At 68.6% G+C, this 20,055-nt stretch carries 18 protein-coding genes; 12 read left to right on the top strand and 6 right to left on the bottom strand.

Going from position 1 to position 20,055, the window contains the following annotated elements:
- Window positions 1-8 precede the first annotated feature (8 nt).
- The 5 genes from FBR43_RS01770 to FBR43_RS01750 are packed head-to-tail and all read right to left on the bottom strand — an operon-like array spanning window position 9 to window position 6,054.
- Complete coding sequence (locus FBR43_RS01770) at window positions 9-2,411, bottom strand: zinc-dependent metalloprotease (RefSeq protein WP_249276397.1); 2,403 nt, start codon at window positions 2,409-2,411, stop codon at window positions 9-11.
- A 56-nt stretch (window positions 2,412-2,467) separates the two neighbouring features.
- Complete coding sequence (locus FBR43_RS01765; RefSeq protein WP_136941513.1) at window positions 2,468-3,694, bottom strand: NAD(P)/FAD-dependent oxidoreductase; 1,227 nt, start codon at window positions 3,692-3,694, stop codon at window positions 2,468-2,470.
- A complete protein-coding gene (fghA, locus tag FBR43_RS01760) occupies window positions 3,691-4,533 on the bottom strand; it encodes an S-formylglutathione hydrolase (RefSeq protein WP_136941512.1) in 843 nt (280 codons plus the stop codon). Before fghA ends, FBR43_RS01765 begins: the two co-directional genes overlap by 4 nt.
- 5 nt (window positions 4,534-4,538) lie before the next feature.
- Window positions 4,539-4,919, bottom strand: coding sequence for a VOC family protein (locus tag FBR43_RS01755; protein ID WP_136941511.1), 381 nt, complete (start codon window positions 4,917-4,919; stop codon window positions 4,539-4,541).
- A gap of 22 nt (window positions 4,920-4,941) precedes the next feature.
- Entirely contained in the window at window positions 4,942-6,054 is a 1,113-nt protein-coding gene (locus tag FBR43_RS01750; protein WP_136941510.1) for an S-(hydroxymethyl)glutathione dehydrogenase/class III alcohol dehydrogenase, read from the bottom strand.
- 177 nt (window positions 6,055-6,231) lie between these two features.
- Between FBR43_RS01750 and FBR43_RS01745 the strand changes: the two genes are divergently transcribed.
- The 6 genes from FBR43_RS01745 (at window position 6,232) to FBR43_RS01720 (ending at window position 13,665) form a co-directional block, all read left to right on the top strand.
- On the top strand, window positions 6,232-7,392 hold the full coding sequence (locus FBR43_RS01745; protein ID WP_136941509.1) for a PepSY-associated TM helix domain-containing protein: 1,161 nt from the start codon (window positions 6,232-6,234) through the stop codon (window positions 7,390-7,392).
- On the top strand, window positions 7,389-7,574 hold the full coding sequence (locus tag FBR43_RS01740) for a hypothetical protein (protein WP_136941508.1): 186 nt from the start codon (window positions 7,389-7,391) through the stop codon (window positions 7,572-7,574). Before FBR43_RS01745 ends, FBR43_RS01740 begins: the two co-directional genes overlap by 4 nt.
- Before the next feature lie 58 nt (window positions 7,575-7,632).
- Complete coding sequence (locus tag FBR43_RS01735; protein ID WP_136941507.1) at window positions 7,633-9,747, top strand: TonB-dependent receptor; 2,115 nt, start codon at window positions 7,633-7,635, stop codon at window positions 9,745-9,747.
- A gap of 54 nt (window positions 9,748-9,801) precedes the next feature.
- On the top strand, window positions 9,802-11,463 hold the full coding sequence (gene ggt, locus FBR43_RS01730; protein ID WP_136941506.1) for a gamma-glutamyltransferase: 1,662 nt from the start codon (window positions 9,802-9,804) through the stop codon (window positions 11,461-11,463).
- Between the two features lie 90 nt (window positions 11,464-11,553).
- Window positions 11,554-13,308, top strand: coding sequence for an AMP-dependent synthetase/ligase (locus tag FBR43_RS01725; RefSeq protein WP_136941784.1), 1,755 nt, complete (start codon window positions 11,554-11,556; stop codon window positions 13,306-13,308).
- 93 nt (window positions 13,309-13,401) lie between these two features.
- Window positions 13,402-13,665, top strand: a complete 264-nt coding sequence (locus FBR43_RS01720) for a GIY-YIG nuclease family protein (RefSeq protein WP_136941505.1) — start codon at window positions 13,402-13,404, stop codon at window positions 13,663-13,665.
- Between the two features lie 45 nt (window positions 13,666-13,710).
- On the opposite strand, the gene FBR43_RS01715 is transcribed toward FBR43_RS01720, so the two are convergent.
- Window positions 13,711-16,587 carry a M16 family metallopeptidase gene (locus tag FBR43_RS01715; RefSeq protein ID WP_136941504.1) on the bottom strand — a complete coding sequence of 959 codons (2,877 nt, stop codon included), beginning with the start codon at window positions 16,585-16,587 and terminating at the stop codon, window positions 13,711-13,713.
- Between the two features lie 77 nt (window positions 16,588-16,664).
- On the opposite strand from FBR43_RS01715, the gene FBR43_RS01710 reads away from it, so the two are divergent.
- The 6 genes from FBR43_RS01710 to FBR43_RS01685 all read left to right on the top strand — a co-directional run bounded on the left by FBR43_RS01710 (window position 16,665) and on the right by FBR43_RS01685 (window position 20,053).
- Window positions 16,665-17,237: a NifU family protein gene (locus tag FBR43_RS01710; protein ID WP_136941503.1), complete on the top strand. Its 573-nt coding sequence runs from the start codon at window positions 16,665-16,667 to the stop codon at window positions 17,235-17,237.
- A 40-nt stretch (window positions 17,238-17,277) separates the two neighbouring features.
- Complete coding sequence (locus FBR43_RS01705) at window positions 17,278-17,871, top strand: malonic semialdehyde reductase (protein WP_136941502.1); 594 nt, start codon at window positions 17,278-17,280, stop codon at window positions 17,869-17,871.
- A 5-nt stretch (window positions 17,872-17,876) separates the two neighbouring features.
- The gene (gene tsaB, locus FBR43_RS01700) at window positions 17,877-18,515 is read left to right on the top strand and encodes a tRNA (adenosine(37)-N6)-threonylcarbamoyltransferase complex dimerization subunit type 1 TsaB (protein WP_136941501.1); all 639 of its coding nucleotides are present in this window, start codon (window positions 17,877-17,879) and stop codon (window positions 18,513-18,515) included.
- A gap of 68 nt (window positions 18,516-18,583) precedes the next feature.
- Window positions 18,584-19,015, top strand: coding sequence for a GNAT family N-acetyltransferase (locus FBR43_RS01695; protein ID WP_136941500.1), 432 nt, complete (start codon window positions 18,584-18,586; stop codon window positions 19,013-19,015).
- A gap of 88 nt (window positions 19,016-19,103) precedes the next feature.
- Complete coding sequence (locus FBR43_RS01690; RefSeq protein WP_136941499.1) at window positions 19,104-19,520, top strand: MucR family transcriptional regulator; 417 nt, start codon at window positions 19,104-19,106, stop codon at window positions 19,518-19,520.
- A 110-nt stretch (window positions 19,521-19,630) separates the two neighbouring features.
- Window positions 19,631-20,053 (top strand): Fur family transcriptional regulator, encoded by a 423-nt coding sequence (locus tag FBR43_RS01685; protein WP_136941498.1) that lies wholly within the window; start codon window positions 19,631-19,633, stop codon window positions 20,051-20,053.
- Window positions 20,054-20,055 lie beyond the last annotated feature (2 nt).

The raw sequence follows: 20,055 nt of genomic DNA, 5'->3' as shown, positions 1-20,055 counted from the left end.
TCCGGGCGCTAGCCGCCGATCGGCATCCCCGGCGGCACGCGCGGCGCGCGGCCGCGGCGTTCGAGTTCGCGGGCGAGCGCTTCGTCATCGGCAAGCGTCGCAGCGGTGGCGCGGCGCCATGCCGCTTCGGCATCGCTGCCGCGCGCACCTGCTGCCAGCGCCTCGGCCTCGCTCGCAAGGCGAGCCTGCAACAGCGCGGCGACCTCGGGATCGGTGCTCTCGGCGCGCGCATGGCGGGCGAGCGTCATCAGCGTGCGATAGGCGATGCGGCGACCCAGCGCGTCGTCGAGATTGCGCATGGTCGCGGCGAGCAGCGGGTCGAGCAACTGGATGACGCCGGGATACCGTGCATCTTCCGCATGCTGCACGAGCAGGCGCTGCAACCGGCTCGGCTCGACAAGCGCGTCGAGCACCACCTGCGCGCCGATATCGGCAGCGCCGAGCGGATCGTAGACCGCGCCACCCGCCGTCGGCATCACCTCGCCCTCGATCTGCGGGTCGTTGCTCGCATTGTCGGCATGCGAGAGCAGCGGCACCAGCCGCTCGGGCGTGGCGAGCGCGGCGGGAGCGAGCGCGGCGACGAGTGCGTCGATCGCCGCCATCTGCGCGTCGGCGGGCACACGGGTGCTTGGCGCGGCGGCGCCGGCCACGCCATAATCATAGTTCACGCCGCCGACGAGCTTGGCAGCGGCCTCGACCTGATAGCGATGCAGCAGCCATACGGGCACGAAGCTGCGCCGAAGATCGGCGAGCGAACGGCCCGGCGGCAGCGCCTGCGCGCCGAACTGGCCGATCGCGGCGCGGCGCACCTCCATCATGCGGCGCAGCTCGGCAACGGGATCGGCGCCATCGTCCCAGAGGCTTCCCCAGGGATGCGGCGATCCCGCCGAGCGTGCATCGGCATCGCTCACGAAACGCAGGCCCGCGGCGGCGGCGCGATCGGCCTTGGCGCGGGCATGCGCATCAGCATCGGTGCCGGGCGCGGGGTCGCCATAGGACCAGTCGATCGCATAGACGTCCCACGCGCCGAGCCCGACGCCATAGGCGTCGGAGAGGTCGGGACGGCCATCGACCAGGCCGATGCGGGGGGCGGGATAGTCCATCACCGATGCGCGATCCTGCGTGCTGCCGGCGAAATTATGCGCGAGGCCGAGCGCGTGGCCCACCTCGTGCGCGGCAAGCTGGCGGAGGCGCGCCAGCGCCACCTGTGCGGGGTCGTTCGGCCCGCCGCTTCCCGTCTGCGCGGCGCCTACCAGTGCCTCGTAGATCAGCATGTCCTGTCGCACGCGCAGCGAGCCCAATAGCACCGATCCCTTGATGATCTCGCCGGTGCGCGGATCGGTGATGACCTGCCCGTACGACCAGCCGCGCGTGGCGCGGTTGACCCAGTTCACCACGTTATAGCGCACGTCCATCGGGTCGACGTCGTCGGGCAGGATCTCGGCGCGGAAGCCGCCGAGATAGCCCGCCTTGTCGAACGCCTCGGCCCACCAGCGCGTGCCGTCGAGCAGCGCCGAGCGGATCGGCTCGGGCGCTGCGTTGTCGACATAGAAGACGATGGGGTTCTTCACCTGCGATGCTGCGGCGGCGGGATCGGTCTTCTCGAGCCGGAAGCGGTTGACGAGGTCGTAGACGACGTCGCTGCCGAGCGGCGCCGCGAAGTCGATCGCCTGGCTCGAAAAGCCGCCCGCGCGCGGATCGAGGCGGCGCGGGCGATAGCCCGGCTCGGGCAGCCGCACGAAGCTGTGGTGCACGGTGAAGCTGATCTGCCGCGCATCGGGCGCGATGCCGGCAATCACCTCGTTGCCGTCGCCCGCGCGGAAGGTCTGGAGCACGTCGACTTCGACATTGTCGGGAAAGCGCTTGAGCGACGCGGTGTCGATCGCGCTCATGTCGCCCACCAGCGCATAGCCGGCGGCGCCGCCGCGCTCGAGCTGGGCGCCGACCGCGCCGGTATCGAGCCTGAGGAACGGCGCAAGATCGAAGCTGTAGCCGCCATCGGGCCGCGTCTCGAGCGCGTCGCCGACCCAGATCGTCGAGCCGACGAAGCTGTCGCGCGCGGCGGCCTGTTCGGCGGGCGTGCCGTCGGTGGCGCGGAAGCGCGCATCCTCGAACTGGATCGCCACCTTTTGTCCGATGCGGCGGATGACGAGCATGTTGCTGGGGCCGAAGCTCGCGCGGTCGAGCCCGATGCGCGACGAGCCTAGACCGGTGCGCAGCGTGGTCGCGTGGATGATGCGCAGCGGCGTGGCCGATGGCACGCGCACCACCAGCCGCCCCTCGGCATCGGCACGCACGTCGATCGGTGCGCGATCGGCGGCCTGCGCGGCGGCGGGTGCGGCGAGCGCGATCGACAGGGCAGGCGCGGCGGTGGCGCACAGCAGCGCGCAGGCGATCGAACGGACCATCATTTCCCCCCTGAAACCGGTTGCGCCGTTGAACCAGCTTGCGCGCCGGCTGTCGAGCCTCAGCCTGCCAGCTGCTTGAGCGGGATCGCCGGATCGGCAAGCTGCGCCGGGTCGGCGGCAATGCCCTCGACCACCAGCTTACGGCCCTGGACATAGTCCTTGACCATGTTGACGCAATCGAGCGCGATGACGCGCCCCGCCTTCAGATAGACGAGCGAAAAGGTGCGCGCGGCGGGGTCGCCGCGCACGATCGCGGCGTCGTGGCCCGCCGACAGGCCGACGGTCTGGAGCTTTAGGTCATACTGGTTCGACCAGAACCAAGGAACCGCGTGATAGGCGGCTTCCTCGCCCGTCAGAATGCGCGCAACAACATTGGCCTGGTCGTTGGCGTTCTGCACCGATTCGAGGCGGATTTCGGCGCCGTCGGCAAAGGCGTTGGCGTGCAGCGCGCAGTCGCCGATCGCGAAGACGTGCGGCAGGCTGGTGCGGCATTGCGCATCGACGGCCACGCCGTTGCCCCCCGCGGCGCCCGCCGCCAGCAGCGGCTCGACGGCGGGGACGATGCCGATGCCGACGATCACCATCTCGGCCGGCACGACTTCGCCATCGGCCAGCCGCACGCCGATGGCGCGGCCTTCCTCGCCGAGAATGCAGTCGACCGCGGCGCCCAGTCGCACATCGACGCCGTGCGCGCGGTGCTCGGCCTCGTAGAAGCGCGACAGCGGCTCGCCCGCGACGCGTGCCAGCACGCGCGGCAGCGCCTCGAGCAGCGTCACGCGCTTGCCTGCCTTGGCGAGCACGGCGGCGGCTTCGAGGCCGATATAGCCCCCACCGATCACCACCGCACGCGCGACGCGGGGGAGCTCAGCCATCATGCGGTCGGCATCGGCGCGCGTGCGCACGGTGTGGACGCCGGCAAGGTCGTGCCCCGCGCAGGTCAGGCGGCGCGGGCTGCCGCCCGTCGCCCAGATCAGCGCGCCATAGCCGATCGTCGCGCCGTCTTCGGTCGCGAGCGTGTGCGCCGCGGGATCGACCGCAGTGACGCGCCGGCCGAGCAGCATCGTCACGTCGCGCTCGGCCCAGAAGGCGGGCGGGCGCAGTAGCATCCGCTCGAACGGCTTCTCGCCCGACAGATACTCCTTCGAAAGCGGCGGACGTTCGTACGGCAGATCGGGCTCGTCGCCGATGATCGCGATGCTGCCGGCGAACTTCGCCTGCCGAAGCGCGATCGCCGCCTGCGCGCCGCCATGCCCGCCGCCGACGATGCAGACGTCGTAGGCGCTCACGCCTTCAGCCGCTCGGCATGCCAGGCGATGTGATCGCGCATGAAGGTCGAGATGAAATAATAGCTGTGGTCGTAACCGGCGCGCATCCGGAGCGTGAGGTCGATGCCCGCGTCGCGGCAGGCGGCTTCGAGCAGCTCGGGCTTGAGCTGTTCGGCGAGAAACGCATCGTCCTCGCCCTGATCGACGAGCAGTTCGGGCAGCCGTGCGCCGTCCTCGATCATCGCGACTGCGTCGTACGCGCGCCACGCCGCGCGGTCGCTGCCGAGATAGCCGCCGAGCGCCTTTTCGCCCCACGGGCACTGACACGGCGCCACGATCGGCGCGAAGGCCGAGACGCTCTTGAACCGATCGGGATTGCGCAGGCCGATGGTGAGCGCGCCATGCCCGCCCATCGAATGGCCGGTGATCGCCTGCCGCGTGAGATCGGCCACGGGGAACTCGGCGGCGATCAGCGCGGGCAGTTCGTCCTCGACATAGCGGCGCATGTTGAAATGCGTGTCCCACGGCGCCTGCGTGGCATCGACGTAGAAGCCCGCGCCCTGCCCGAAATCATACGCTTCGTCGTCGGGCACGCCATCGCCGCGCGGGCTGGTGTCGGGAGCGATGAAGACGATACCGTGATCGACGCAGGCACGGCGATACTCGCCCTTGTCGGTCACGTTGGCGTGCGTGCAGGTCAGGCCCGACAGATACCAGAGCACCGGCAGTTTCGCGCCTTCGTCGTGCGGCGGCACGAACACCGAGAAGGTCATCGGCGTGCCCGTCGCCGTCGAGGCGTGGCGGTACACGCCCTGCGTGCCGCCGAATGCCCGTGCGGTCGAGACCGTCTCCATCGCCATGCCGATCAGCCCTCGCGGTGCATCGCGCAGATCTTGTTGCCGGCGGGATCGCGTAGATAGGCCAGATACAGCCGCCCGAACGCGTTCGAGCGCCAGCCCGGCGCATCCTCGATCGCGGTGCCGCCCGCCTCGACGCCGGCCTTGTGCCATGCATCGGCGACGTCGGTCGACGACGCGGCGAAGCCCACGGTGCCGCCGTTCGCGTGGCAGGCGGGCTCGCCGTCGATCGGCTTGGTTAGCAGGAACAGCCCGCCCGGATGCATGTAGATGACGCGGCCCTTGTCGTCGGTGCGGCCGGGCTGGATGCCCAGCGCGCCCAGCGTCGCATCGTAGAATGCCTTCGAGGCTTCGATATCGTTGGCGCCGAGCATCACATGGCTGAACATCGCATCTCTCCTGTTGGTGGCGTCAATAGACGACGACGCTGCGGATCGACTCGCCCGCATGCATCAGGTCGAACCCCTTGTTGATGTCCTCGAGCCCCATGACGTGGGTAATCATCGGGTCGATCTCGATCTTGCCGGTCATGTACATGTCGACGATCTTGGGCACGTCGGTCCGCCCCTTGGCGCCGCCGAACGCGGTGCCGCGCCAGTTGCGGCCGGTGACGAGCTGGAAGGGCCGCGTCGCGATTTCCTTGCCCGCCTCGGCCACGCCGATGATGATGCTGGTGCCCCAGCCGCGATGGCACGCCTCGAGCGCGATGCGCATCACCTCGGTATTGCCCGTCGCGTCAAAGGTATAGTCGGCACCGCCGTCGGTCATCGCGACGATGTGCGCCACCATGTCCTCGCGACTCATGCCGCTCGAATTGAGGAAGTCGGTCATGCCGAAGCGGCGGCCCCATTCCTCGCGGGTCGCATTGATGTCGACGCCGATGATCCTGTTCGCGCCCGCCAGTTTCGCGCCCTGGATCACGTTGAGGCCGATGCCGCCCAGCCCGAACACGACGACATTGTCGCCCACCTGCACCTTGGCGGTGTTGATGACCGCGCCGACGCCAGTCGTCACGCCGCAACCGATATAGCAGCTCGTCTTGAACGGCGCGTCCTCGCGGATCTTGGCGACGGCGATCTCGGGCAGCACGGTGAAGTTCGAGAAGGTCGAGCAGCCCATGTAATGAAAGATCGGCTGGCCCTTGTAGCTGAAGCGCGTGGTGCCGTCGGGCATCAGCCCCTTGCCTTGCGTCGCGCGGATCGCGGTGCACAGGTTGGTCTTGCCCGAGAGGCACGACTTACACTGGCGACATTCGGGGGTGTAGAGCGGGATGACGTGATCGCCCGGTGCAACGCTGGTCACGCCCGCGCCTACCTCGCGCACCACGCCGGCGCCTTCATGCCCCAGCACGCTCGGGAAGATGCCTTCCGAATCGAGGCCGTCGAGCGTGTAGGCATCGGTATGGCAGATGCCGGTCGCCATGATCTCGACCAGCACTTCGCCCGCCTTGGGGCCTTCGAGATCGAGCTCAACGATTTCGAGCGGCTTCTTGGCCTCGAAGGCAACGGCGGCGCGGGTCTTCATGCGGCGATCTCCAGACTGGGCCGGCACCGCCATAGGGGCAGGGCCCGACCGATTGCAACGCCGCGCACCGCCCGCCGGCTGCGAGCCGCTCGCAAGAAAGCGCTTGCGCGGGTAGCGCGAGCGGCGTAGCGCTGCCATGAGAATGCCTCGCAATACCAGCCTTGCCGGTGCAGCCGCATGACGCGCGCGACGATTCGCGGCTGGCAGATCGTGCATCGCTGGTCGAGCCTGGTGTGCACGCTGTTCCTGCTGATGCTGTGCCTTACCGGCCTGCCGCTGATCTTCCACGACGAGATCGACGCGCTGACCGACGACGCGCCGCCGCTCGCGCAACTTGCCGCCGACGCGCCGCTGCGCCCACTCGACGAATTGCTCGCGCGCGCGCTCGCCGAGCGGCCGGGCGAAGTGGGGCTCTACATGAGCTTCGACGAGGATCGGCCCGTCGCCAACATCACCACCGGCCCCGCGCCCGATGCCGCGGGCGGCGACATGACGATCACCGCGTTCGACCAGCGCACCGCCGAGCCCGTGGGCGTGCTCGCCGAGGACGGCGTGATGCACTTCATCCTGCAACTGCATACCGACATGTTCGCCGGGCTGCCGGGCATGTTGTTCCTGGGCGTGATGGGCGTGCTGTTCGCGATCGCGATCGTCTCGGGCGTCATTCTCTACGCGCCGTTCATGCGCAAGCTCGATTTCGGCACGGTACGCGCCACGCGCAGCCGGCGCGTGCAGTGGCTCGACTGGCACAATCTGCTCGGCATCGTCACGCTCGCATGGACGCTGGTGGTGGGACTGACGGGTGTGATCCACACGCTCGCCGATCCGCTGGTGACGCAGTGGCGCGACCATGATCTGGCGGGCGTGACGCGGGTCTATGACGCACGCCGCCTGCCGCCGCCCGACCCCGCGCGGCTGGCCTCGATCCAAGGCGCCGTCGATACCGCGCGCGCGGCGATGCCCGGCAACCGCGTCCAGTTCGTCGCCTTTCCCGGCGTCGCCTATTCGAGCCGGCATCATTATGCGGTGTTCCTGCAGGGCGACACGCCGCTGACCAAGGGGCTCCTGACGCCGGTACTGGTCGATGCGCTTTCGGGCGAGCTCTCGGCAGTGCGTCCGATGCCCTGGTACATGAAGGCGCTCCAGCTCTCGCGCCCGCTGCACTTCGGCGATTATGGCGGGCTGCCGCTCAAGCTGATCTGGGCGGCGATGACGCTGTTCACGATTCTGGTGCTGGGCTCGGGCGTGTATCTCTGGGTTGCCAAGCGCCGCCATGCGCAGACGCCGGCGCGCGCGCCGCCAGCGCCGGCGATCGAACAATGGATGCCCGCCGAATGAGCGCCGGACGGGCGCGGGGCGCATGGGCCATCTTCGCATGGCCGGGGCTGCTCGCGGCGGCGACGATGATCGGCCTGATCGCCGCGTTGATCGGCGACGGCCTGCACGACGTGCTGGCGTGGATCGCGCTCGCCTTGCCCGTCGTCGCGGTCGTCGTCGCGCAGGCCGTGCGCCGCCAATAGCCGAACGACAGGATATGCCGCCCCGGGGAGGGCGGTCCGCTACGGGGAAAATTGAACGATGCAGAATGTCATTGGCCGCAGCCTTGCGCTGCTTGCCGCTACCACCGCGCTCGCACCTGCCGCGCTGGCGCAGCAGGCGACCGGCGACGAAGAGATCGTCGTCACCGCGCAGGCCGAGAACCGCACGCAGGTGGAGCAGGGCGGCCGCGTCGGCGTGCTCGGCGACAAGGCGGCCGAGGATGTGCCTTTCGCGGTCAAGTCGTACAGCGAAACGCTGATCCTCAACCAGCAGTCGCAGACGCTGGGGCAGGTGCTCGAGAACGATCCGTCGGTGCGCACCACCTATGGCTTCGGCAATTCGGCCGAACTGTTCGTGGTGCGCGGCTTTCCGCTGTTCAGCGACGATATCGCCATCGACGGGCTGTACGGCTTGGCGCCGCGCCAGCTCGTCGCGCCCGAACTCTATCAGGACGTGCAGCTCTTGAACGGCGCCAACGCGTTCCTCAACGGCGCGGCGCCCGGCGGATCGGGCATCGGCGGCGGCGTGAACCTCAGCCTCAAGCGCGCGGGTGAGCAGCCGCTGACGCGCCTCACCGCCAATTTCCTTGGCCGCAGCCATCTGGGCGGCAGCTTCGACGTGTCGCGCCGGCTGGGCGACAGCGGCGCCTTGGGCGTGCGCATCAACGGCGCGGGGCGCGAGGGTGATATCGGCGTCGAGAACGAGTTCCGCAGCGCCTGGGTGCTGGGCGGCGGGTTCGACTGGCGGGGGCAGGGGGTGCGCGTCTCGCTCGATCTGGCGTGGCAGCGCGTAACGGTCGATCGCGGGCGGCCGACGGTGACGGTGGCCGACACCGCCATTCCCCGCGTGCCGCGCGCCGCCGCCAATTACGCACAAGCCTTCACGTTCACCGAATTGCGCGACATCTTCGGCGTACTGGCGGCCGAGGTCGATCTGGCGCCCGACTGGATGCTCTATGGCTCGATCGGTGCGCGCGACGGCAGCGAGGACGGCAACTACTCAACCGTCACCGTCACCGATTCGGCTACGGGCGACGGCACCGCCTTCGGTTTCCGCGTGCCGCGCACCGACAATAACGAGGCCGCGCAGGTCGGCATCCGCGGCAGGGCCCTGACGGGCGGCATCAGCCACGAGCTCAATCTCGGCGCGTCGGCGATCCGGCAGGTCAATCGTAACGCCTTCGATTTCCAGGCGAGCTTCGCCACCAACCTGTACGATACGCCACAGGTGCCCGAGCCCGCATCGGTATTCGTCGGCGGCAACCTTGCCGATCCCGGCCCGCGCAGCCGCAGCCGACTCGAAAGCGTCTATTTGTCGGACACGCTCGGCGCGCTCGACGACCGCGTGCTGCTGACGGCGGGCGTGCGCTACCAGCATCTGCGGCTTATCTCCTATGCCTATGCCGATGGTTCGGTCGAAAGCGACTATGACGAGGATGCATGGACGCCGGTGATCGGGCTGGCGGTGAAGCCCGCCGCCGGGCTGTCGCTCTACGCCAACCGGATCGAAGGGCTGGCACAGGGGCCGACGGCACCCGCCACGGTCATCAATCCGGGCGAGATATTCCCGCCCTTCCGGTCGGTACAATATGAGATCGGCGCCAAATGGTCGGCGCCCGGCATCAATGCCAGCGTCGCGCTCTACCAGACCGAGCAGCCGAGCGGCGTCACCGTGCCCGTGGCCGGCGGACTCGAATTCGTCGTCGATGGCGAGCAGCGCAATCGCGGGATCGAGGTCGCGATCGATGCCGAGCCGACGCCGGGCCTGCGGCTGATCGGCGGCTTCTCGATCAACGACGCCACGCTGCAACGCACGCAGGACGGGCTGAACGACGGCAACGAGGCCGTCGGCGTGCCCGACTATCTGGTCAATGCGCTGGCCGAATGGGATCTGGCGGGCGGCGCCACGCTCACCGCGCGGCTGGTGCATACCGGGCCGCAGCAGGTGAACCTCGCCAACACGCTCGCGCTCGACGACTGGACGCGCGTCGATCTCGGCGCGCGCTATGTGATCGCCGCGGGCGATGCGCCGGTCACGCTGCGCGCCGGCGTCGATAACGTGTTCAACGCCGCCTATTGGTCGTCGTCGTTCGGCGGCTATCTGTTGCAGGGTGCACCGCGCACGCTCCGCCTTTCGGCGTCGGTCGACCTGTAGCGCCGTGACGTAGCGGCTTTGCGGGGCGATCTTTCCCCGCTAGTCGTTGCGGACATGAAGAAACTTGTCGTCGCATTGCTGCTTGCTCTCGCGCCCGCACCGCTTGCGGCGCAGGGCGTCGTCGCCTCGGCCGATCCGCGCGCCAGCGAGGCGGGGCGCGAGATGCTGGCGGCGGGCGGCAGCGCTGCCGATGCGGCGCTTGCGATGATGCTCGCGCTCACTGTCGTCGAACCGCAGTCGAGCGGCTTCGGCGGCGGCGGCTTCTTTCTGCATCACGATGCTGAGACGCGGCTGCTTTCGTCGATCGACGGCCGCGAGGCTGCACCCGCCGCCGCACGTCCCGATCGCTTCATGGGCGTCGACGGCAAGCCGATGCCGTTCCGCGACGGCTGGATGAGCGGGCGTTCGGTCGGCGTGCCGGGCAATATCCGGCTGGCGGCGATGGCGCATCGCAAATGGGGCAAGCTCGAATGGTCGGCGCTGTTCGCGCCCGCGATCCGGCTGGCCGAGCAGGGCTTCGCCGTTACCGCGCCGCTGGCTGGCGCCGCTGCGGGGCTGGCGCCGGCGTGGAAGGACTTTCCGGCGATCGGGGCGCTCTATGCGCCGGGCGGTACTGCCGTGCGCGAAGGCGATACGGTGCGCAATCCTGAGCTTGCCGCGCTGCTCAAGCGCATCGCTGCCGAAGGCCCCGATGCATTCTACACCGGCGGCAATGCCGAGGCGCTGGTCGCCGCCATCAACGGCTCGCGCGGTGCGCCGGGCGATATGACGACGGCCGATCTCGCCGTCTATGAAGCCAAGGCGCGCCCGCCGGTCTGCGGCCGCTATCGCAGCTACAAGATCTGCGGCATGGGCCCGCCCTCGTCGGGCGCGACGACGGTGATCCAGATCCTCGGCCAGCTCGAACGCTTCGACATGAAGGCGATGGGCGCGGGCTCGCCGCAGGCCTGGGTGCTGCTCGGTGAATCGATGCGGCTGGCCTATGCCGATCGCGAGAAATATCTCGGTGATCCCGATTTCGTGTCGGTCCCCGTCGCCGGGCTGATCGACCCAGGCTATATCGCGCGCCGCTCACAGCTGATCGCACGCGGCGACGTGGCGACCGCATGGTCGGCCGGCACGCCGCCGGGTGCGCAGCCGCGGACCGCCGCAGTGCAGAACGAGGTGGCGGGCACGACGCATTTCGTCGCGATCGACGCCGAAGGCGACATGGTGAGCATGACCTCGACGGTCGAAAGCGCGTTCGGCAGCCAGGTGGTGGCGAACGGACTGGTGCTCAACAACGAGCTGACCGACTTCACCTTCGCACCCGAGCGCGACGGCGCGGCCGTCGCCAATCGCGTCGAGCCCGGCAAGCGGCCGCTCTCGTCGATGTCGCCGACGATCGTCTATGATGGCGAGGACCAGCCGATCCTCGCGGTGGGCTCGGCAGGCGGCAAGCGCATCATCATGCATGTCGCCAAGACGCTGGTGGGCGTGCTCGACTGGGGCCTGCCCGTGGGCGACGCGCTGGCGCTGCCCAACCTCTATTTCGACCGCGCCGGCCTGATGATCGAGGACAATGACGCCGGCCGCGCGCTTGCACCGGGCATGGCGGCGATCGGCGCGACGCGGACGGCCGATCTCGGATCGAAGCTCACCGCGCTTCAGCGCACGCCCTCGGGCTGGGTGGGCGCCGCCGATCCACGCAGCGTCGGCACCGCGCTCACGCAATGACAATCATGCCGTATCGCGCCCGCTAGAGGCGCGAGGGGCGAGGAGAGACCAGTGGCACGCCAGCTCGAACATTTCCCCAATCTCGTGACGATGTTCTTTGCGCGTGCGCGCGAGCGTGGCGACCGGCCGTTCCTGTGGGCCAAGCGCGACGGCAAATGGGTGTCGACGAGCTGGGCCGAGGCGGCGCGCAAGGTCGCGAGCCTCGCCACCGCGTTGAAGGCGATCGGCCTTTCGCCCGGCGACCGCGTGATGCTGGTGAGCGAGAACCGCCCCGAATGGTGCATCAGCGACTTGGCGATCATGGCGGCGGGCTGCGTGACCGTGCCCACCTACACGACCAACACCGAACGCGACCACCAGCACATCATCGAGAATTCGGGTGCCCGCGCGATCATCGTGTCGACGGGCAAGCTGGCGCGCACGCTGCTGCCCGCCGCGCTGCACGCCGGGGGCGCCGAACATCTGATCGGCATCGACGATCTGCGCCAGAGCCAGTCGGGCGCGATCGCCTTCCACCAGTGGGACGCGCTGATCGCGGCGCACGACACCGATCCCGACATCGTCGCCGCGCAGGCCTTTTTCCAGCGTGGCGACCTCGCCTGCATCATTTACACCAGCGGCACCGGCGGCAGCCCGCGCGGCGTGATGCAGCATCACGGCGCGATCCTCCACAATGTCGAGGGATGCTGCGCCGTCATCAGCGAGGATTTCGGCTGGGACGAGGAGGTGTTCCTGTCGTTCCTGCCGCTGAGCCACGCCTATGAGCATTCGGGCGGCCAGCATTTCCCCATCGGGCTGGGTGGCGAGATCTACTACAGCGAAGGGCTCGACAAGCTCGCCTCGAACATTGAGGAAGTGCGCCCCACGATCATGGTCGTGGTGCCACGTCTGTTCGAGGTGCTGCGCCAGCGTATCTCGAAGGCGATCGAGAAGCAGGGCCGCGTGCCCGCCTATATGCTCGATCGCGCGGTTTCGATCGGCGCCAAGCAGGCTTCGGGCGGCGTGCCGCTGTGGGATCGGCCGATGCAGTTCGTCGTCGACCGCGCGCTCAAGCCCAAGATCGCGAAGCGCTTTGGCGGGCGCATGAAGGCGATGGTATCGGGCGGCGCGCCGCTCAATCCCGAGGTTGGCCAATTCTTCCAGTCGCTGGGCCTCACCTTCCTGCAAGGCTATGGCCAGACCGAGGCGGCGCCCGTCATCTCGTGCAACCGCCCGTCGGCGGGGCTCAAGATGGACACCGTCGGCCCGCCGCTCAAGAACACCGAGGTGCGCATCGCCGACGACGGCGAGATCCTCGTGCGCGGCGAGCTGGTGATGCACGGCTATTGGCGCAACGAGGCAGAGACCGCGCGCGTGCTCAAGGACGGCTGGCTGCACACCGGCGATATCGGACTGATCGACGCCAAGGGGCGCATACAGATCACCGATCGCAAGAAGGACATCATCGTCAACGACAAGGGCGACAATGTCGCGCCGCAGAAGATCGAGGGGATGCTGACGCTGCAACCCGAGATCGTGCAGGCGATGATCCATGGCGACCGCAAGCCCTATATGGTCGCCGTGCTCGTGCCCGATCCCGAATGGGTGCAGGAATATTGCGCCAAATCGGCGACGGGCTGCGATTTCGCGCGGCTTTCGCAGGATCATGGCTTCAAGGCGGCGCTGGGCGTGGCGGTCGAGCGCGTCAACAAGGACCTGTCGCAGATCGAACGCATCCGCCGCTTCATCGTCGCCGACGGACCGTTCACGATCGAGAACGAGCAGCTGACCCCCAGCCTCAAGATCCGCCGGCACGTGCTGCGCGGCGTGTACGGCGAACGGCTCGACGCGCTGTACAAGGGGTAACGCCCGTGCCGAGATACGTCACCCCAGCGAAAGCTGGGGTCTCGTGCCGCAAGGACGGATAGCTAATTGGCGCGAGGCGGCTTCGTCTATATAATGGCGGCCAAGCGACGCGGCATGACCTATGTGGGCGTGACCGCCCATCTTGCCGCTCGCATCAACCAGCATCGCAGCGATCGCGGATCAGCCTATTGCCGTCGATACGGCATCCGGACGCTCGTCCATGTCGAGACGTTCGACGACATCGTGTTCGCTATCGCGCGCGAAAAGGCGATCAAGGCGTGGAAGCGCGAATGGAAGATCGCGCTGATCGAGCGCGACAATCCGGGCTGGGATGACCTGTTCGACCGGATCATGTGACGCATGAGGCCCCAGCTTTCGCTGGGGCGACAGCTGGCGAGCGCGCTATCTCTCCCCCTCGGGCAGCACCAGCATCGACCAGTCGCGGCCCGGCGCGAGGTATTTCTGCGCCAGCGCCTGAATGTCGGCGGCGGTCACCTTGCCGATATCCTCGGCTAGCGTGTTGACCGCGGCCAGCCGGCGCGGATCGGTAGTGCCGCCGCCCGTCTGCTGGAGCCAGAAGGTGTTACCGCTCGACATGCGCATCATCAGCTGCGCGACGGGCAGCAGCGCGCGGCGCAGTTCGTCGGCGTCGATGGGGCGTGCGACCAGATCGGCGGCGATCTTGCGCGCGATGGTGAAGAAGGCGTCGGCCTTGTCGGGCGCGATCTGGCCGACCGCGAACAGCCGGCCGCCACCGGGCATCCCCACCGGCCAGTCGCTCACCACATTGGGGGTGTAGCTGGCACCTTCCTGGCTGCGCAGCCGATCGAACAGCCGGTCGCGGAACACCGCGGCCAGCACATCGAGCCGGCGGCTCTCGCTGATCGCGTCGCTGCCGCCGGCGGTGGGCCACGCGATCACCGCGGCGGCCTGGTTGGGCTGGCCGCGATGTGTGCGCGTGAGCGGCGTCGTGTTGTGCGCGGGGAAATCGGGCGCGGGCGCGGTCATCGCCGCGGGCTTGCGCGGCGGCAGCGCGCCGATCGACGCGGCGACCGCCTTGACCGCGGCGTCGGCGGTCACGTCACCGAACACCTGCACCTCGATCGGGCCGGTGGCGAGCAGCGGCTCCCAGAATGCGCGGAACGCCGTTGCGTCGACCTGTTCGACCACTTCGCGCGGCGGCAGGCCCCAGCGCGGATCGCCGCCGTGCAGCAGTTTCTCCAGATCGCGCGCCAATATGCCGTCGGGCGACGATTCGAAGCTCGGATAGCCTGCGATCGTCACCGCGCGTGCGCGGGCGACGGGGTTGGGGTCCCAGCCGGGGGTCGCCAGCTTGGCGGCGAACAGGCGCAGCTGATCGGCCAGATCGGCAGGCGTCGTCACCGCGCCGAACACGAAGGCGTCGTCGTCGGTCGCGAAGCTGAAGCCGATCTGCCGGCCGCTCGTCAGCCGGTCGATCTCCTCCTGTCCCAGCTTGCCGATGCCCGAGGGCAGCAGCGCGAGATCGCCTGCCCATGCCGGCGTCTCGCGATCGGCAGGCAGCGCGCGCAGTCCGCCGCCGAAGCGCACGCGGACATAGACCTTGCCCGTCTCCGATTCGTTGGGAAACAGCAGCAGCTTGGCGCCATTGGCGAAATCGACCTGCTCGATCGCAGGATCGGCGATCACCATGCGTCGCGCTGCGACCTTGCCGGCGGTGCCGAGCTTCGGCAGGTCGGCGAACGTCACCGATCCGGCAGCGGTACGCGCGGCGGCGAGCTTCGACACATCCTCGTCGAGGACCGCGGCGAGCCGCGCGGCGGTGGTCGCATCGGGCGTGCGGCTGTTGACCAGCGCGCGGCGCTCGCCCTCGAACACCTTGCGCGTCGAAGCCAGGATGCGCGCCGGCGTGAAGAAGCGCTTTTCGATCGCGCCGGTCAGGATCGCGAGCGAGCCTTCGGGTGCGGTCACCGTCTCGCCGATATCGACCGCGCCGACGATCGCATCGGCCTGCAGCGCGCCGGCCTCGACGCGTGCGGTGGCGACGGCGTTTTCCATCGCCGAGCGTACCTCGGCGACTTCGCGGTCGATCTCGGCCTGGGTGGGCGGCGTGGTGCTGGCGTCGGCGATCGTCGCGCGCACGTCGCGCACCGCGGCTTCCCAGTCGTCGCCGACGGGCAGGATGGTGAGCGTGGTGACGTTGGCCGAGCGTGCCACGTCCTCGAGATTGGCCCCCGCGGTGATGAAGCTGCCGCCCGCGCGCGCGCGGCTCTCGAGCCGGCGGTTGAGGATGCGGATCGCGACCTGGTCGATCATGCGCTCCTGGTTGAACAGGATCGTGTCGGCCTCGATGCTCCACGGCCGCACGATCGCCATCGAGACGATCGGCGGGATCGCCGGCTCGACCGTTACGGCGCTTGCGGACGCATCAGTGGCGGGATCGCCGAAATCGGGCGTGGGCACTGCCGGCCCGTCGCCGCGCCAGGCCGAGAAATGGCGCGCGATCAGCTGTGCGAAGATCGCCGGATCGGCATCGCCGGCAATGACGATGACGGTACGCTCGGGGCGATACCAGCGATCGTGGAAAGCGCTGACCGAGGCGGCGTTGGCGGCGTTGAGCGTCTCGATCGTGCCGATAGGCGAACGATCGGCAATGGGCTGGCCGGCGAAGAACAAGGCGCGCGATGCATCGGAAATGCGCGACTGCGGGCTCAGGCGCTCGCGCTGCTCGGCGAGCACCACGGGGCGTTCGGCGGCGATCGCGGCATCGGTGATGGTGGGATTGGCCATCATGCCGGCGAGCACCTTCATGCTCTCGTCGAGGCCCTGCGGCGTCGCGGCGGGCAGGTCGAGTTTGTAGACCGTCTGCGTGAAGGTGGTGCTGGCGTTGCTGTCCGACCCGAATGTCACGCCCAGACGCTGCCACAGCCGCTTCGATTCACCATCAGGCACATGTTCGGAGCCGCGGAACGCCAGATGCTCGAGCAGATGCGCATAGCCACGTTCGCTGTCGCGCTCCATCAGCGATCCGGCATCGATGCGCACGCGGATGGCCACCTGCCCCGGCGGCACGCCGTTGCGCCGCACCGCATAGCGCACGCCATTGGGCAACGTGCCGAAGGTCCATGCCGGATCGGGCGGGATGTCGCTGCCGCGATACAGCCACGGCTCGGTCTGCGGGGCCGGCGCCGTGGCAGCGGCGGGCGCGGCGGGTGCTGCTTGCTGGGCGACGAGCGGCTGGGCGCCGAGCAGCGGGAGCGCGAGCAGCGCGGCGAACCGGAAACGCGAAACGATGTGCATGGCCGGCAACCTAGGGACGAAACGCGGCATCCGCCAGCGCCCTTGATCGCGCGGGTCCGGCCCGCCACATGGCGGGCATGCTGATCGAGACCGAAACGACGCCCAACCCCGCCACGCTCAAGTTTTTGCCCGGCCGGCAGGTGATGCCCGCCGGCACGCGCGACTTCGCCTCGCCCGAGGAGGCCGAGGCATCGCCGCTCGCCGATGCGCTGTTTGGCCTCGGCGATGTGACGGGGGTGTTCTTCGGATCCGATTTCATCAGCGTGACCGCCGCGCCCGGCGTGGCGTGGGCGGGCCTCAAGCCCGATGTGCTGTCGATCCTGCTCGATCATTTCGCCGGCGACATGCCGCTGTTTCGCGCCGGATCGGCCGCGGGGATCGCGGTGCCCGCCGAGCCCGCGATCGACGACGATCCCGCCGATGCCGAGATCGTCGCGCAGATCCGCGAACTGATCGACACGCGCGTGCGCCCTGCGGTGGCGAATGACGGAGGCGACATCGTCTATCGCGGCTTCGACAAGGGCAAGGTGTATCTGCAGATGCAGGGGGCGTGTTCGGGCTGCCCGTCGTCGACGATGACGCTCAAGAACGGCATCGAGCAACTGCTGCGCTATTATGTGCCCGAAGTGACCGAGGTCCGCGCGGTCTGACCGCCAAGCGTTCTTCACGCCAATCAGAAAAGGGAAAACAATGGGCCATCCGCTCGATGCTGCCGCGCTCGACACCATCTTCCGCACCGCGCGCACCTATAATGGCTATCACGAGACGCCGTTCACGCGCGACGACGCCGAGGCGGTGTACGAGTTGATGAAGATGGGGCCGACCTCGGCCAACCAGAGCCCCGCGCGGCTGGTCTGGTGCCTCGATCAGGCAGCGAAGGACCGGCTGGCCGATTGCGCGAGCGACAGCAATGCCGACAAGATTCGCAAGGCGCCCGCCGCGCTGGTGATCGGCATGGACGAGGATTTCCATGAGCAGCTGCCTTGGCTGTTCCCGCATACCGATGCCAAGAGCTGGTTCGAGGGCGATCCCGAGGGTCGCCGGACGAGCGCGCTGCGCAATTCGAGCCTGCAGGGCGCCTATTTCATCATCGCCGCGCGTGCGCTGGGCTGGGATACGGGGCCGATGTCGGGCTTCGATGCCGACAAGGTCGATGCGGCGTTCTTCGGCGATCAGCCCAAGGTGAAGGTCAACTTCATCTCGACGATCGGCAAGGGCGACGCCTCGACGATCTTCGATCGCAGCCCGCGCCCCGAATTCGATCGCTTCAACCGCATCGCCTGAGCCGCTTGCGCACGCTCGTCATCGAGACCGCGACCGCGGCCTGCTCGGTCGCGCTGTTCGAGGACGGCGCATGCATCGACGCGCGGCACGATGTCGTCGGGCGCGGCCATGCCGAGCGGTTGCTGCCGATGATCGCGACGCTTGCGGGCGGCGGGCGCGCCGATCGCATCCTCGTCGATTGCGGGCCGGGCAGCTTCACCGGCATCCGTGTGGGCATTGCAGCCGCGCACGGGCTGGCCTTGGGCTGGGGGGTGCCTGCATGGGGGTTCAGCGCGCTTGCGCTCGTGGCGGCGGCGGCGTTCGCGGGCGAGCCGGCGTGGCAGGCGCTTGCGGTGGTAATGGAAGGCGGGCACGGTGAGGTGTTCATGCAGCCCTTTGCCGCCTCCCCCTTCGATGCGCTCGAACCCTTCGCGTCGCTGCGTCCCGCGACGGCGCTCGAGCGGCTGGGGGGCTTGCCCGCGATGGGGGATGGCGTGCGGCACCTGCTGGCGATCGACCCTGCGACCGATGCCCGCGAAGCTGCGCCACGCGCGGCCGATGCGCTGCTGCTGCCCGCCGCCATGACATCGCTGCCCGTCCGCCCGATCTACGGTCGCGCGCCCGATGCCCGGCCCGCTGCGGCGCGCGCGCCGGTACGCGATTGAGCGCGCGCGCGCGCATCGTCGCGCTGCGCGAAGGCGGAGCGGGGGATCTTGCGGCAGTGTCGGCGATCATGGTCGCGGCGTTCGATCCGCGATTCGGCGAAGCGTGGACGCCGTCGCAATGTCTCGGCATCCTGTCGCTCCCCGGCGTATGGCTGACGCTTGCCGAAGTCGATGGAGACAGCGAGCCTGCGGCGTTCGCCCTGTCGCGCGTCGCGGGTGGCGAGGCCGAACTGCTGCTGCTCGCTACCGCGCCGACGCGGCGACGGCAGGGGATTGCGGCGCTCCTGCTGCGCTCGGTGATCGAGGATGCGCGCCGTCGCGGCGCCGAGGCGATCCATCTCGAGGTGCGGTCGGCCAATCCCGCATGCCGTTTATATCGCGCGGAAGGTTTTGTTAAGGTTGGCGCCCGACGTGCATATTACAGGGGAAATGCGGGCGAGCGTTTCGACGCGGAGACGTTCAGTCTTTCCTTGAACGCAACGTATTCACCTACGAAATGATGGTTGCGCTTTCTTTGCGATGGTTCGATAGCGGCGCGCGTGCCGCGATGTAGGCGGACGTGCCAAGACCGGGTCGGAAGGACATATAATGGACGCGCAGAACGATATGCAGGAAATTCTGGTGACGCTCACGGCGGATATCGTCGCCGCGCATGTCAGCAACAACAGCGTGGCGGTTTCGGACCTGCCGGTGCTGATCCAGAACGTGCACGGTGCGCTTGCGGGCCTTGGCGATGCCGCGCCCGAACCCGAAGTGAAGCAGGAGCCGGCAGTTTCGATCCGCTCGTCGATCAAGCCCGACTACATCGTCTGCCTTGAGGACGGCAAGAAGCTCAAAATGCTCAAGCGCCACCTGATGACGCATTATCAGATGACGCCCGAACAGTATCGCGCCAAGTGGAACCTGCCCGCCGACTATCCGATGGTCGCGCCGAACTATGCCGAGCAGCGCCGCTCGCTCGCGAAGAAGATCGGCCTGGGCACCAAGCGCCGCAAGACGCGCTGAGCCTGCCGACGCTCGCGCCGGATTTGCCGGCGCGGGGCGTTGCGCAGCGTGGCGACGCGCGGTGAAGCTGCGGCCTTCCCTAGCACGCCGGTTGCGACTACAGCGACGCCATGGCTCGCAAGATCGATCTTGAAGCGCTTTGCCACGAAAAGGGGCTGCGCATTACCGAACAGCGTCGCGTCATCGCGCGCGTGCTATCCGAAGCGGAAGACCATCCCGATGTCGAGAAGGTCTACGCCCGCGCGTCGGCGATCGACCCCGGCATCTCGATCGCCACGGTCTATCGCACGGTGCGGCTGTTCGAGGAGGCGGGCATCCTTGACCGTCACGACTTTGGCGACGGTCGCGCGCGCTACGAGCCCGCACCCGAGGCGCATCACGATCACCTGATCGACGTCGAATCAGGCCGCGTGATCGAGTTCGTCGATCCCGAGCTCGAGCTGCTGCAAAAGCAGATCGCCGAGCGGCTGGGCTTCCGTCTCGTCGATCATCGCATGGAACTCTATGGCGTCACGCTCGACCGCAAGAGCTGAAC

It is taken from the genome of Sphingomonas baiyangensis, from assembly GCF_005144715.1.
Classification (GTDB): Bacteria; Pseudomonadota; Alphaproteobacteria; order Sphingomonadales; family Sphingomonadaceae; genus Sphingomonas; species Sphingomonas baiyangensis.
Note: the sequence above shows the minus strand (reverse complement) of the source record. Positions and strands in the feature narration are given on the sequence as shown.

Excerpts from the sequence above, each read along its gene's own strand:
- FBR43_RS01715 (WP_136941504.1), bottom strand. The coding sequence starts at position 16,587 with ATGCACATCGTTTCGCGTTTCCGGTTCGCCGCGCTGCTCGCGCTCCCG.
- FBR43_RS01735 (WP_136941507.1), top strand. The coding sequence starts at position 7,633 with ATGCAGAATGTCATTGGCCGCAGCCTTGCGCTGCTTGCCGCTACCACC.
- FBR43_RS01695 (WP_136941500.1), top strand. The coding sequence starts at position 18,584 with ATGGTCGCGGCGTTCGATCCGCGATTCGGCGAAGCGTGGACGCCGTCG.
- FBR43_RS01705 (WP_136941502.1), top strand. The coding sequence starts at position 17,278 with ATGGGCCATCCGCTCGATGCTGCCGCGCTCGACACCATCTTCCGCACC.
- fghA (WP_136941512.1), bottom strand. The coding sequence starts at position 4,533 with ATGGCGATGGAGACGGTCTCGACCGCACGGGCATTCGGCGGCACGCAG.
- FBR43_RS01750 (WP_136941510.1), bottom strand. The coding sequence starts at position 6,054 with ATGAAGACCCGCGCCGCCGTTGCCTTCGAGGCCAAGAAGCCGCTCGAA.
- ggt (WP_136941506.1), top strand. The coding sequence starts at position 9,802 with ATGAAGAAACTTGTCGTCGCATTGCTGCTTGCTCTCGCGCCCGCACCG.
- FBR43_RS01740 (WP_136941508.1), top strand. The coding sequence starts at position 7,389 with ATGAGCGCCGGACGGGCGCGGGGCGCATGGGCCATCTTCGCATGGCCG.
- FBR43_RS01745 (WP_136941509.1), top strand. The coding sequence starts at position 6,232 with ATGACGCGCGCGACGATTCGCGGCTGGCAGATCGTGCATCGCTGGTCG.
- FBR43_RS01720 (WP_136941505.1), top strand. The coding sequence starts at position 13,402 with ATGGCGGCCAAGCGACGCGGCATGACCTATGTGGGCGTGACCGCCCAT.
- FBR43_RS01770 (WP_249276397.1), bottom strand. The coding sequence starts at position 2,411 with ATGATGGTCCGTTCGATCGCCTGCGCGCTGCTGTGCGCCACCGCCGCG.
- FBR43_RS01710 (WP_136941503.1), top strand. The coding sequence starts at position 16,665 with ATGCTGATCGAGACCGAAACGACGCCCAACCCCGCCACGCTCAAGTTT.
- FBR43_RS01725 (WP_136941784.1), top strand. The coding sequence starts at position 11,554 with ATGTTCTTTGCGCGTGCGCGCGAGCGTGGCGACCGGCCGTTCCTGTGG.
- FBR43_RS01690 (WP_136941499.1), top strand. The coding sequence starts at position 19,104 with ATGGACGCGCAGAACGATATGCAGGAAATTCTGGTGACGCTCACGGCG.
- FBR43_RS01755 (WP_136941511.1), bottom strand. The coding sequence starts at position 4,919 with ATGTTCAGCCATGTGATGCTCGGCGCCAACGATATCGAAGCCTCGAAG.
- FBR43_RS01685 (WP_136941498.1), top strand. The coding sequence starts at position 19,631 with ATGGCTCGCAAGATCGATCTTGAAGCGCTTTGCCACGAAAAGGGGCTG.